Genomic DNA, 15,813 nt, shown 5'->3' with positions numbered 1-15,813 from the left:
CATCATTCAAAAAATACAATACAGATGAAAACAATAGAAAAAAAAGACCCGTATTTACATATCTTAAACACACAAGGCAATGTCTATGAGGAATTTTTGCCAGATCAGGTATTAACGCATAAAAACCTAAATAAAGTTGTAAATTACTTCGAAGATCAAGATCGATTGAGTCGTATTTACTTAATTGGTGTAGGTGTTGGATGCGGGATGAATATTGTTTCATATTCTGACGAAGAAATTATAATAGGCCAAGGTGTAGGAATTACAACCGATGGTGACATCATAAAAACAGAAACACGTAGATTTCAATATTATTTAGAGCTGACGGATAGAGCGGATTACGATTTATTTGAGGGGATGGAGGTATATGAGATTTACGAACAAGAGGGAGCGGGGCGTCTAACTGACGAGCTTCCGCTCACCTCTTTTAACAGTAATGTACGCGGAACTCTCAAAGATTATATGCTCATTGCTTACATTGAAAACTACACGGAAGACGAAGGTTTGTGTGGTGGATCAGGTTGTGATGAAACAGGAAATAAAGTATACAGTAATCTTAAATTTTTACTGACACACAAAGACAATTATACAACACTAATTTCCAATGATACCATTTATAAAAGTCATGATGTGCTATCGTACTATGATACACTTCCTGAATTGTGCATGCCTCGTTTATTACTAACAAAAACAAATACAATTTCTGGAATCTCTATTCATGATCAATTTAAAAATGCTTTTTTCTTAAAGAATGAATTAACTACTGGAATTACAACGATTATTGATCGATTCAAACATCGTATTAACTTTGCAAAATTCGGAATAACCATTCAACAAATCACTACTTCCTTAAATGAAATTTTTACAGTAACGGAAGAACAATTTATTCAATACAAATACGACTTACTAAAAGATTTAATTGATACATATAGGGAAATTCGAGAACTCATATTACACACAAAATTTGAATGTGTTGCCAATGTAAATGCATTTCCAAAACACTTACTTTTAGGAGCTTTAGATGAAAACTTACGTTTTGAAAGACGCCACAGTTTTTATCCATCACCAACAGTTTCAGAAAACGATGAAAACCTAATGTCCATACGAGCATTATGTATTAAATTCTTCAATCAATTAAAAGAATACAAAATACCAAATGTAAGCACAGCAACGATCAAGGTAACACCATCAAAAAGTTATGAATTTAAGTTAAGTGAACGTTCAATACCGTATTACTATCAAACAAAAAACTCGCTCATAACAAATTGGAATCCAATTTCAATTCAACAACGAAAACCACAAAATCAATTAGGATATCATGTTTTAAAATTAAAAAACATTCCATGTATCCAAGAACCTTTAAAATATAGTCACTTAGACAAAGATTTTTATAGAATAGAAGGACACTTAGGAAAAGATTTTCGATTAGCATTGCGAAAAATAAATAGTTTAAAAGCAAAATATAACCTTGCTTTTGATGTAAAAGCAGTCAGCATAGGTTTCCCGGTAAACAAAGTAACACTCGATGATGACAAATGTGATACCAAAGATTATTCAATCCTACTAAAAACTTGGGAACAAGAATATTGTTGCACAGCAGAAAGCGCCATGGATTTCTTTGAAAAATATCAATATAACAATTTAGGAGACAACGACACAAGTACACAAGTATACACATTTGCAACGCAACAACAACAAGTATTACAACTACTAGGTGATGCGCAAGCAAAAAGCTCAAATTCAGAAGAAACAGCGGAAAAAGCAATCATTACGAATGCAAATTCAGACACAGTACAAGATAGATATCAAACGTCTATAAGATATGCAATGGATCAGGCATATACGTTTGTAGGTAATCAAGAAGTACCAGCAGGATACGTATCAAATGTAGCTTTAGGAATCATAGATCAGATATTAGGAACCAATGATCGTGATGATGATTATTTCTTTTACACAGAATCTGCGGTGAAAATTGTGGCAGGTTTATCAGAAATAAAACGACTCTTTTTAAAATCATTAGATGAAATATACAACACCGAAAAATGGACAGCATTAAACAATGCAATCGATTTACTATGTTCGGATGTAGACCAAGTATTATTTAAAATTTCTGAAGCAGGAGACGATGCTACTTTTGGAACAAGAACGCATGATAAAATGTATGAATATTTTATTTATGATTTGTCTAAATTATGCTGCTATAAAGAACGATTTTCTTGGCTAAAAGAACAAATTGACGACATTCGTTATGATATATACAGAGAACTTGTTTTCTCTAGACTTATAGAAAAACATCCAGGCGCAGAACACATGGCAGGTGTACCAAAAGGAGGAACATTCTTAATGGTATATCTTGGAGGAACAGAAGAGTTACTAGAAGATGACAGTGTACTGCGTAAATTCAATGGATTAGTACAATTTGATTTTGCATTACCGTACATGTGTTGTTCAGATTGTCCGCCAGAAACAGTAGTATACAATCTAGAGCCAGAAACAACCTTAACCATTGCCAAAACAAAATACTGTTTACCAGAAGACGAAGGACAAGTTGATTTCATTACACAATCTTCGGGAGATGGTGTGGTAACATCACCGCAAGGTGACGCATTTATTGTAGCTATAGACAATGGATATGCTTTTGATCCTAGTGAAGTCCCAGATGACCTACTAGGAGAAACATTAACTTTCTTAGTAGATGGAAAAACACCAACAACACCTGTAGAAATATGTGTGTACAGATTCCCAACAGATATTACACCAACGGCAACAAATCCTTCTTGGGATGCTGCTGGTGTAACACTATATTTATCAGTAAATCATGAAGATGTAACAACATATCCGTATACATTTACATATACATGGCAACGTGCCAATGAAGCAGAAATCGGAACAGGAAATGATGTAAATGGTACATTTGAACATCCTGAAACTCTTGACGATCCGACATTTGCAGAAACAATTACTGTAATCATTGGTATAGAAGGAACTCCAACGGCTTGTACTGTAGAAGCAGAACTTCCAATATCAGAAACAAGACCTATTCCAGAAGATGTAGATGTACAAGAAATCATTTGTTATAACTTAATAGAAACATCTCCAATGTGGGTTCCTGTAACGGTAACGCCATTTGGAGCTGTATTAACATCACCACAAGAACCACTAGACGCACCAAGATTCATAGAACAAAATGATGAAGGAAACTATTTTATAGACCCAATAAAAGTTCCTGTTGAATTAGCAGGAGAAGAAATTACATTTTTTGTAAACGGAACACTTGTAGAAGGAAAAACAACTCGTGTAGCCATGTTACCATCATTCATCAACAGAGATGAAGAAGGTAATGCATTGCAGCCATATTCAGTTGTAGAATGGAATGCTGAAGGAGTTTTAATCAATCTTAGAGCATCACATCAATTTCAATCAGAAACATACATAGAATATAGATGGATAGATCGAGATGATACCGACATTGTATTAGGAACATCTAGACTTTTAGATAATATTCAAGTAAGAGGAGAAGAAGATACACTTACTGCACGATACAGAGTAGAAATGCGTGTCATAGGTTTAGTAGAATCATGCACAACATTTTTTGATATTGATGTATCTGTAACAAGGCCAACGTTAGACATACCAGCAGGACTTTGTTCTGGTGAATCTATAGAATTAACGGTCAATCCAGATGACGTAGTAACTACATCGGCATCTAATAATTTAATTCAAAATATATCAGATACTGTAACGCTTGAAACAGGATTATTAGCCAATGGAGAAGTTGGACAGCCAATAGATATTTTTCTAAATGGAACACTAGCAGCAACAACGACCATATATAAAGTACCTAGTTCAGCAAATATTAGGGCTAGACAAGAATTTGTTGAATGGGATGGCGAAAATGTAATTGTAAGACTCACTACAAGTCCAAGAGTACCAGGAGTAACAAACCCACAAGACTATTTAGAAGTAAAATGGTTTGACGATGCAGAAAATCCTATTCCAACAGAAGCACTTTCAAGGTATTTCGTTGCTACAGATGGAGGAGTCGTGTTAACTAATTTATCTGTTAAAGTTTGTGTGAAATCAGAAATTGGACTTTTAAATCCTTGTGAATCTGAATTCATTGTTCCAATAGACTATACACGCCCAACGTTTGAATTAGAACGTGGATATTGCTTTGGAGAAGTAGAATTAAATGAAATTAATATACCAGTTTCAACAGATGTTACACTTACATCACCACAAGGTAGCGGCTTTATCATTGAAAATGGTAGCGAATATACATTCAGACCTTCTGCATTATTTGCTCTAGGTTTAATAGGACAACGTATTGGTTTTGAAATTGGCGGCGTTGAAGTGGCACATACCACAGTATACAAAGTACCAACTGATTTGAACGGAACTGTTGAAAATTCAAGTTGGAACGACGATCAATTAACCGTAAATTTAACATCATCATATACACTGCCTGGTGTTTTAAATCCTGATAATTATTTAAAAATTACATGGCAAGATGATAATAATGTAGATGTACCTACTCCTTCAAATGAAGTAATTACGGCTGAAAATGGAGAAGTTAATAAAACATACACAGTATCAATCTCTGTAGATCCATCATTGATGGATACCGATCCGTGTGACACGGTACCAGTGCCAGTTCCAATAAACATACCGCAACCTGAGCCAGATCCGGTAATACCGCCAGATTTAGGTTTAGAAGATAGATATTGCTGGGGAGAAGATGACCCAATATTTACAGTTCCTTTGCCCGTAAATCCAAACGATTTTACACTAGTATCACCGCAGGAGACAGCCACAGATGATTTTGTTCGCCCTAATGGAGCTAATCACGAGTTTAGAGTATCGGAAGTACCAGATGCAGCACTAGGAAACTTGATTCAATTTAGAATAGGATTAGATGTAATTGATACTACTACAGTATACAAATTACCTGAAATAAACAGTATAGGACATGATAGAGCAAATTCTCAATGGGTATCAGGAGGATATGAAATCGTATTTAGTCACAATTTTGATGATAAAGACTATTTTAATTATGAGGTAGTAAACGAAAATACAGGTGAAACAGTTGAAGAGGTAAGACCTGGCGTATTTAAAGTAGAAGCAGGAAGTTCTATTGATGAAGCCTACAAAGTAACAATATCTGTAAATGGAGTAAGTTGTACTTCTATAAAAACAGTACAAGTAAGAGACACTAGAGAAGGAGATCAAGTAACAGTATTGGATTGTAGTATGACATTTGGCGAAAGGCTATCTGCGCTTGGTTACGGAACAATGCGTAATGATTTTACAAGAGATTTTCAGAACACGCCTGGAGGTTTTAGAGATGATTTACAGAGAGAAGTATTAATTGATTTTAGTGAACTTGAAGGTCGAATAGCAGCGGCTAGAAACCTGAATGCTATTGTAGCAACTGAAATGCAAACAATTAATCGACTTAGAGGAATTATAGATACAGATTTTATAGCAAATGTTAGTGATCAAGGATTGCTAGATTTACTACTAAGATTAGACGAAATGTTAGAAATATTAGGACTAGAATTATTACGTTGTGCAGACGATAATGGTACTGAAAATAATACTACTATAAATACTTTCTTTGAAGCTTCGCGTTCAAGAAACGATATCTATAATGATGTTAGAACTCGTATAAATATTAAAGATTCATACATTACTAATTTTGTGTCTAGTTCGTCAGGAATAACATCACAAGTATCAAGTAGTTTTACAATTCAACGCTAAATCATCATGCATACAATTCATGACATAGCGTTTGAAGTAGATATTCAAAATGATCATCAATTAGTGTCTTGGGAACAATATTATGTTGATTTTTTTCAAGATAAACTATTGCCGCGAGTAGAACGTATATGTGATGATTGGGATAAAAAATTCCCGAATACAAAATGTGTTATTGATTCCATAGACATACATGTTGAGGTTGATGATATCAACTTAGAAAGCTTACAAAAAGAAATCATTCAGCAAATAAGTAAGCAACTCATGTCAATTCAATCTGACGGAAGTTCTTACGACGGAACAATTACCGCCAAAATAACACGAGAAGCTTCTCCTTTTGATGCTCTACTAAAGTATTTATCTGAAGGAATTCTTCCAGCATTCATACCCATTAGCGTATTTAAAGAATGGCTAAGTTCTATAAATGAGTTTACTGCGGTAGAAAAAAATAGGTTGGTAAATATATTTGAGACATCATCTGAAGCTATACAGCGTATGTTGTCGCTGTTGCGGAATGATTACAAGAAGTTTGTAATAATTGTGAATGCTGAACAGCAAATTACAACGCAATACATCAAATTAGAAGAAACGTTCTTTACACAATTTCTACAAGCAATATGTAAAGGTTTTAAACTCAATTATGATGGCGATCAAGCTAAAATTTGGCATAAAACCTTAGGATTTAGTAGTTCGTTGCAACAATTCTCGAAAACCTTACTACAATTACTAACTCCTAAGTTACAATCGGAAGGAAAACGTCTAATAAAGAAGAACGAAAAACAACTGTCTATAGCATTATTACAAGCAATTATACAATATAGAACTACAAATTCTATAACTATAGAAACTGCTAAAATAGGAGCCATTGTAAAAGATATTTCAGTAGATAAAAATGAACAAAAAGTCAACGAAAAGTCAAGAACAGCAAACGAAACTGTAGATAAGGAACACAAAAAGACAAAAGATGCTATAACTTCTGAAACACTTAATAAAGAAGTAAACGATGTAACCGAAAAGGGCAGTACAACGCAAGAAATCATACAAAATCAAGCAAAAGAACAACAAACAACAAAAAATCAAACAAAAGATAAAACTGTTGCAGAGAAGCATCAATCAATTGAAAATGTTTCTGGTGAAAACACACAAAAATCAATACTTACAGACGCAAAAACGGTAGAAACTACAAATAATCAAATTGCTAAAATAACAACGAACACGTCAAAAGAAGCAAGGTCAAATCTCGCGAAAGCGAATACAAATATCAAAAAGAAAATTACTGGCGAAATAGGAATCACAACAGAAAAAGCAGGACTCATCATATTACATCCTTTTTTAATGACTTTTTTCAAAGGTGTTGATTTAGTTACGGAAGAAAATACAATTAGTGACATCGAAAGAGCATGTATGTTGTTACACTATTTGGCAACTGAAAACGAAGAAGTTACAGATGTAGAGCTTACGCTAGAAAAAATACTTTTAGGAATTCCATTAGAAACGATTGTAGATTATGATAAACCTTTGTCTGACAATGACAAAAACCTCTGTGACGAATTGCTAAAAGCAGTTTTAGAACATTGGGTTGTGCTCAAAAAAAGTACGGTGAATACTTTACGTGATATGTTTTTAAAACGTGATGGACGAATGATAATTACAGAAGAGAATAGCAAACTCACTGTTGAACGTGCAGCACAAGACATACTACTTGAAAAAATTCCTTGGACAATCAGTTTGGTTCGTTTACGATGGATGGAAAAAATGATGCATATAGAATGGTAAAATCAATTTAGAATTAGGTGTAAATGATTATGAATACAGCGCGTGCTCAAAAAAAAACAACGGATAAATCGAAGGGAAATTCTTCTCAATCGAACATGTTCATTGCGCCTAAAAAAAACAAAAAACAACAAAAAAAGGCAACAGAAGATAAGCAAGCAGAATTATTCATAGTAGCAAAAACAGAAAATACCACTACACCAAGTAAAATAAACGAAACAAAGAACACAAAAGGTACAGGGAAAAAATCTTCGGGAGTAAATATCAAAGAAAATACGCCAAAAGCTACATTAACTGTTGCCAAACAGGGAAAAACTGATGCTGTTGCCGGAAAGAAAAAAGGAAAAGAAAAGACAACAGGAAAAGAAGGTACAAAACCAAAAGGGAAAGAAGCAGCAAAGAAGGAATACAAAGTCATAAAAACGCCTTCAAAACCAGAGAATGACAAAGCGTTTCAAGACACTCTAAAACATGTAAAAGGTGTTAAAGAAGAACAAGAAGTACATCCAAAATCTGAAACAAAAGCAGCAGAAGTAAAAGCCGCTGCAGTATTACCAGCAACAGATCAACAAAAAGTAAACGATCGTTCTGCACATTACAGTAGCATGGAAGCTACATCCAAAGCTGCTGCAAAAAAGAAATTTACCAAAGAAACATTCAAAGCATCACTAGAAAAAGAACTAAAAACTCTAGAAGAAAACTTACCAACGGACGAAGCAAGCGCAGAAAAATTCAAAAAAGACAAACCGTTAGACAAGGTAAAAGGAAACGTAAACAGTAATGTTACTTCAGAAAAAGACAAATTGGCTGGTCCGTTGGCAACCAGTGCAAAAGATCCGAATCCGCCAAAAAGTACAGCCAAAACCATAGAAGCAAAAGCGTTGCCTGTAGATACTGTTGGAAAATCCCCAAAACCAATCAACAAAAAATCGGCTACGGTAAAACCAAAACACAAAACAGAAATTTCCATGGAAAAAGAGAGCGATTCTCTTGATAATTACATGGAAGACAACAAAATTACCGATTCGCAGCTAGCCAATTCAAACGAACCCAAATTCCAAGAAGGACTCGCTTCCAAAAACAAAGCACAAGAAGAAGCCAAAAAAGCACCGAAAACATATCGTAAAAAAGAAAATGTTGTCTTAGGTAATGCTAAAGCTGAAGCTGGAAAAGCTGGGCAAGAAAAACTAGGAGCAATGTTCACTACGCGTTCCAACAGTTTTAAAGATGTAGCAGGCGCACAAGGTAAGAACGAAACTGATGACAAGCTAGAGCAAAAGCGTATCAACAAAGAATTTACACGTATCTATGACAAAACAAAAGATGCTGTTGGAAAACGTTTAGACAAAATATCGACGGATGTTGATGCTTATTTTGAAGAAGGTGGCGCGGTAGAAAGTGCAAAAAAATCCTTCGAAAAACGCGTAGAGAAAAAACTAGGTGATATTTATGGATGGACAACCATAGATGATAGTATTGCTAGTTTCTTTGCAGGAAGAGATGTAAATGCAGGCGCTGTAGAAGGTGTATTTCAAACGGAGAAAAAAGTATTCATCAACAAACTCGATAAAATATTTGATAGAATTTCGGGCGTGATTGCCAAAGGTTTAAATGAATCTATGACCTTAATTGAAAAAGGTAGAAAGGAAATGAATACCTTCTATGAAGGACTGAGCAAAAAACAAAAAGAACTGGCAAAAGATTCCTTAGACACTTTCAATGACAAATACACAGATTTAGAAGACACAGTAGCTTCCAAAGAACAAGAACTAGCGCAAGACTTAGCTAAAAAATACAAAGAAAATGTAGACAGTTTGCGTGCTACTTTCGACGAGATCAAAGAACGTGTAAGTTCATCATGGTTAGAAGCGGCATTTAACTTCTTAAAGGGAATTGTAGAAACCATTCTCAAAATAAAAGACATGCTCTTTACGCTCATAGCAGCGTTGGTAGATGCCATTACAGCAATCATTACAGATCCGATTGGTTTCTTAAAAAATCTTTTCTTGGGAATCAAGCTTGGGTTTGAATACTTCTTCTCAAACATAAAAACACACTTAATCACAGGATTAATAGAATGGCTAACAGGTTCATTAGGTGGCGTAGGAATTACAATTCCAGACAATCTATTCAGTCTCAAAGGTATCTTCAATCTAGTCATGCAAATACTTGGACTTACTTGGGATTACTTTAGAAGCAAGGCAGTAAGACTCTTAGGAGAACCTGTTGTCGCAGGAATGGAAAAAGCGGTTGAGGTCTTCACTATTATTAAGGAAAAAGGAGTTGATGGACTTTGGGAATATATCAAAGAACAATTTAGCGACTTAAAGCAAGTGGTGATGGATGCCATTCGGGATATGATCATTACCAAAGTAGTAGAAGCAGGAATCAAATGGATTATGGGATTACTGAGTCCTGCTGGTGCCTTTGTAAAAGCGGCTATGTTGATCATAGATGTCATACGATTCTTCGTAGAACGCGCAGCACAAATATTTGAACTCGTTACGGCATTCATAAACGGAATTCAGGCATTGGCTTCTGGCGGAATAGAAACCTTGGCAAAATCTATTGAAAAAGCCTTAGCAAAAACCTTACCAATACTCATAGGTTTCTTAGCGGCATTAGTAGGAATCACTGGCTTAACAGGAAAAGTACAGAAAATCATCAAACGTGTTCGCAAGCGTATTGACAAAGCCATTAACAAGGTGATTAAGAAAGCTCGAAAGGCTTTTAAGGGAATGGTGAAAAAAGGGAAAGCGAAAGTAAAAGGAGCATTGAGTAAAATATTTGAATGGTTAAGAATTAAAAAGAAATTCAAAGGAAAAGATGGAAAAACACATACTTTATATTTCAAAAAGAATGCAAAGGCTGGAGAATTAACAGTTGCCAGTAAACCAATGCGTGTAGCAGCATACCTAAAAAATAATAAAGCGCTATTAACAGCGGACAAAAAGACAAAACCAAGATATGATAATGCAGTTTCTCACACTAAAAAAATTGCTGATTTAATAAAACGCGCTGAAGCTGTTCCAAATACAGAATCTAAAGCTGATAAGAAAAAGCTTAAAAGGATAAATAAAGAAATGACGCGTACTATAGATAAGTTGAGTGCTGCTATGGCAGATTTGATGGGATTAACTGATGCTGACTATCCAGAAACTGCAAAATGGGAGTTCACAAAAGCATACAAAGGTTATCCTAAAAAGGTTTCTGTGTTATTATTATCAAACAAATCAGCAAAAGGCGGATCAAAACCAAGTGGAGATAATGCGGCATGGCCGTATATTAAAAATAATTATCAGTTAGATGAAAAAGGTAAAAAAGGAGCAAAATTATCCGAATATTGGGTACGTTTACATTTAGTAAGTGAAAAACTAGGAGGTAAAGGAAACGCTCAGAATTTAGTGCCTGGACCAAAAACTGTAAATGCTGCGATGGAAAAATATTCAGAAAATCCATTAAAATCAGCATTAAACAAAACATCAAAAAGAGATACCAAATTAAAATTCAAAAATGTATTATGGGTAGAAACTTCCGTTAGTTATTATCCAGATACAACAGAATATAATGGAGTTAAATATCGTTGGGCAAATTCGATAATAGTTAAAGGAGGTTTCCATTTTATGGACTTCAATAAAGCTAAATGGGTTAAAAATAAAAAACCTACATTTAATAAAAATTTCAGCTTACCAAAACCAAGTGTAGTATCAAAAGATTCATTGAACATGAATACAGCTACTAGAGCAGAAATGCTAGAACTTAACTTTGGAAAAGTTCTTCTATCTCGAGCTAACTTCAAGAAAGCATTAGATGCAAGTTATGATAAGTTTTTACAGCATAAAAACTACTCAAATACAGCTGACTTTAGAGCGAAAATGATAAGTGCTGGATATAGTATGACATATAAAAGCAAAAAAGATAATAAAGTAAGAGCTTCAAGATTAGCACTTTTTATTTCTGATCTTAGAAAGCTGGAAAGTAATAAATTAATAAAATGGAATTAAAAATTTTTAACATTATTGAGTATGAAAATACTTTTTACAATGACCTTTCATTCTTATTTTTTTATATAAGTATAAATTATGAAGCGAACGAAAGAAAACAGCAACAGTTAGCAAAGTATTTAAATGTAACTAAACTGTCTAAACCTCAAATAGAACTCTATAAAAATTTAGAATATCTAAGTATAGAGTATATTTACTTTGACGAAAAATCTAATAAGTACTTTTACGGAAACTGTTTAATTCCGTCAATACAAGATATTATAAATGGAAGTCCTTTCTCTACCAAAATAAAAAGAGATGAACATTTGAGAGATTTTCTCTGGGATAATATTGATGAAGTCGATTACACAGAAAAAATTAAGAATGCTATAATTATAGATTACATTAATCAAAACTCGAATACATTTACTATTGGTAAAATGGAAAAAGGAGAGTTAAAATTATACCTATGCTTATATCCTAATTATGTATTACCTCTAAAAATAGATATTATTGAATATGTAAAAATGTGCGATGAATTTAGAGGAAGTTACGGTTGGCATTTTCACTTTATTGATGTATCAAGATTAAATGAAAAGGAGCTTGATTATCTTTCAAAAATACGAACAGAAAATGTCAGAGATAAAATAGTTCAAACATTTCGTTCAGAAGCAGATGTATCAGAACTAAGTGATATAGAATTTTCAAATGCTAACGATATAGAAGTATGTTATTCCGAAAATTACTTTTTACTCATCACTGATAGCTTCGAAAGATTAAAAAATAAAGTAGAGAAAAAAGGACATTATAACTTAGAAACAGCATTACTAGAATGTCCAAAGCCATTAGATATATATAGTATAAATAAAGTAGAACATATACTTAAAAGAAAATTACCCAATGAATTATTAAATTTTTATCTTCAATATAATGGTTTCACCCTAGAATGGAAAGATGACAGTATTAAGATCGATGGTTATTCACCAAAAAGTAATTTTGAAATAGTACCTTTTCAAGAAGTATTTGGAGGGAGAAACTCTGAGAATAATAGGCATTGGGGACCAAATAAATATGAAGGATCTGTGGTAATGTCTGAAATTATGGATAATGAAACTTTAGCTATTGCTAGAGAATGCTATCCAATACTATTTTCTGAGTTTATAGATGTTGTCATGAAAATTCCAGATTTTGGTGAAATAGAGCTATATGGAATCATAAAAGGAGAATACACTCGATTGAACATAAGTTTTGAAAACTTTATTAAACTAATTATAAGATTGTGTGGAATTGATTTTTGGTATATTTTATTACCTGAATATAAACATCTGCAAGTAGAAGAACATTTCCCCGCTATTGATAAATTTATAGTAGAATTATTTCCTGAAGTAGATTTTTTATAAGCCTAGCATAAATATCTTATATAAGTAAAAATCCCCGCAAATCTATTTTTGTATATTTAAGAAAGTAAAATCGTACTATTATGGAAGCTGAGGAAAAAAAAAGTGAATCAATACTGACGAAATTTGGAAATGGTTTATATCATTTTTTTGCTTCGCTCAACAAATTTCGAAGATCTTCATTTCTGAGTATAATCATTCTATTAATCATATTTTTATTAGTAAAAGCACTCGATCAAGCGTATACACTTTTAGTAGATATGATTGAAGATGCGCCACTATCACTCATCTTATGCTACATCATCATTTCAGTATTTGCTTTGGTCATTTCACACTATCCAATCTACATATATTACGCAAAAGACATTAATGACAGCAAAGATGAAAACTATTGGTATGCACATGTTTGGTTGGGATTTTATAAAATATTTACCTTCAACAAAAAGCCAAAAGTGCAAGTGCAAACGGATTGTGAAAATCCAAAAGAAGAGTACAAGCAAGATTATTTAGCAAAATTCTTTCGCTACAGTTTAGGATTGATGATTTTCTCAATATGGACGTACTACATCTTCAAAACCTATGAGCCAAAATTACAATATGCGTACAATAATTTAGACGGAATTTGGTGGTGGAATCTATTCTTTTACAGTTGCCCATTTATCATAATGCTTATCATGTTGCCAAAAAAGCAACAAGTAGAAAAAAAGAATAAAGAACATAAAAAAACGAACACTGGCGATGCGAAATTCTACAAAAAATTCTACAATTACGGCGTTATAACGTTCTATGCTATCAGTACAATTTCAATCATATTACTACTCATCACAGCATTTGGGACAGTATTTAACACAACTTCATATTTCTTATTACAATTCCTAACGTTATCATTAGCTGTAAACTATATTTATTTCCGCTTATTTCGATCAAAACTCTACGACTACATGTCAATACGTTTCATCAGAAATATAGAAGTAAATTTCAACTATGTCGTATTTTTCTTTGTCATAGCATTACTGATTTTTGGTTTGATCGTCTACAGTAATATTGCAGTAGCATACGATTTACCATTGGTCAGCGCAATGGTGATATTACTAGGTTATTTATACATTATCTATTACGGATTGGCGTGTATTTTAAAATACCTATTCGTCATCCAAGCAATCAAAAGGCAAAGTATTGCTTACCAATGTAATGAAATTGATGAAGACGAATACTTACGATATTCAGGTTTAGAAGAAAGTAAAATATCACGAATTATTCCACTACAACAACAAGGGAAATTTGTGGAACACGGACGAAAGAAAACGACTTACTATTTAGTTGCCATAGCGCTGATCATAGGCTTGTCTATGGTTTGGCGAGAAAGTCCTGTACACGAACTCGATACTTGCGTAGTTCGTACAGACAATGAAGTCTTAAAAATGAACGATTACATGAGCGTATTGAACCGTAAAGTACAAAACGACAAGCCACTCATATTTGTTGCTTCTCATGGAGGCGCACTCAAAGCGAATATCTGGACAATGAAATTGCTCAATCACATTCAACAAGAAACAAAAGGTGAGTTTTTAGATCAAACGGCATCCTTTTCAGGCGCTTCAGGCGGAATGATGGGACTTTCTATGTATGCAGTTTTGGCAGGACAATATCCTAAAGATACTGTAAATCGCTTTGAAAAAATTACCAAACGAATAAACACTGTAGCACGAAAAAATTATGCTTCTATGGACATTTCCTATACCTTAGGTTGGGATTTTATTCGAAAAGCTGTCTTAATCAGACAACTTAGTCAACACAGAGACAGAGCGTATTATTCTATGGTAGCGTACAGAAACTTATTAGAAGACAGAGAAGGTAGAAAATTAGACACACTATCTTTTCAAGGATACTGGAAAGACAGTATTTATGATAAAAATAAATACTTTCCAGCAATATTAGTAAACACAGCAAAAACCAATGGAAGAAGAGGTGTTTTTAGTTCTGTCCGATTTGATCAAAATGAAAGAGACTTATTCTTAAATGCAGACAATTTAGCACAACTTGAGCCAATCATAGATGGTAAACGACCAGTCATATCTTTTTATCAAGCTGTTTCTTGTACCAATCGTTTTCCTGGATTTAGTCCTGCTGCAAAAATATCTGGCTACGGACATTATATTGATGCTGGTGCTATTGATAACAGTGGTTTATTGACAAGTTTAGATTGGTACGATCGACTCAAAAACGGAAAAAAACCGATCATAAAATCTGAAACCAATGTCATATTTGTAGAAATCATCAATGGACAAACGAATTACGTAAAATACCTGTTAGAAGAATTTAAAGATTCGACAGGAATTGATTTCATTCAATTTAATGAAAAAGAACAAGGAAATCTATCAGCTGTCATCAGTGCTGGAGCCAATTTAGATAAAAATCCAGATTATTTCAGTGACTTAATTAAACGTTTAGAAAAAAGAGGAAAAAAAGAAGTTCAAGAATTAACTAGCTTAAATGACACAATTGAAAACGATAAAAAATATCGTGTAAGACACATGCCAATCTACTTGCCGAGAGTCATAACAATTGATGCTGTAGAAGGTTTTGTTGGAGGAGAAATAGAAGGAACAATCAAAAATGCAAAGAACGAAACAATACAAATTAGAGATAGGCTTATCAACTTCTTACAAGCAAAAAACGAAGAAATCTACGCAATTACTGAAGATATCACGAATAGAAAAACATGGGATACATACGAACCTACTTTGGCGAGACACTTAAGCGAAAGTACCTTAAAATACTATGACAGCATCCTAAAAAACAGCGAATATATCAAAAAAGATATCTGTAAACTCAAAGAAGAATTGAAAATAAAATGTAATGATTAATCTGTAAAAAGGGGAAAAACACCCTCAGAAAAAGTG

At 33.5% G+C, this 15,813-nt stretch carries 5 protein-coding genes; all 5 read left to right on the top strand.

Features of this window, described 5'->3' with window-relative positions; translation table 11 throughout:
• Positions 1-24: 24 nt before the first annotated feature.
• The 5 genes from ACOQOS_RS04650 (at position 25) to ACOQOS_RS04630 (ending at position 15,777) form a co-directional block, all read left to right on the top strand.
• On the top strand, positions 25-5,760 hold the full coding sequence (locus ACOQOS_RS04650) for a hypothetical protein (RefSeq protein WP_420573802.1): 5,736 nt from the start codon (positions 25-27) through the stop codon (positions 5,758-5,760).
• Between the two features lie 6 nt (positions 5,761-5,766).
• The gene (locus tag ACOQOS_RS04645; protein ID WP_420573801.1) at positions 5,767-7,533 is read left to right on the top strand and encodes a contractile injection system tape measure protein; all 1,767 of its coding nucleotides are present in this window, start codon (positions 5,767-5,769) and stop codon (positions 7,531-7,533) included.
• Positions 7,534-7,556: 23 nt separating this feature from the next.
• Entirely contained in the window at positions 7,557-11,534 is a 3,978-nt protein-coding gene (locus tag ACOQOS_RS04640; protein ID WP_420573800.1) for a phage tail protein, read from the top strand.
• Positions 11,525-12,913: a hypothetical protein gene (locus tag ACOQOS_RS04635; RefSeq protein ID WP_420573799.1), complete on the top strand. Its 1,389-nt coding sequence runs from the start codon at positions 11,525-11,527 to the stop codon at positions 12,911-12,913. The genes ACOQOS_RS04640 and ACOQOS_RS04635 overlap by 10 nt, the downstream gene beginning before the upstream one ends.
• 80 nt (positions 12,914-12,993) lie before the next feature.
• Positions 12,994-15,777 (top strand): hypothetical protein, encoded by a 2,784-nt coding sequence (locus ACOQOS_RS04630; protein ID WP_420573798.1) that lies wholly within the window; start codon positions 12,994-12,996, stop codon positions 15,775-15,777.
• Positions 15,778-15,813: the final 36 nt, after the last annotated feature.

It is taken from the genome of Kordia sp. (assembly GCF_965224175.1).
In the GTDB taxonomy this organism is placed as follows: domain Bacteria; phylum Bacteroidota; class Bacteroidia; order Flavobacteriales; family Flavobacteriaceae; genus Kordia.
The sequence above is the reverse complement of the archived record's forward strand: the minus strand, read 5'-3'. Positions and strand labels throughout refer to the sequence as shown.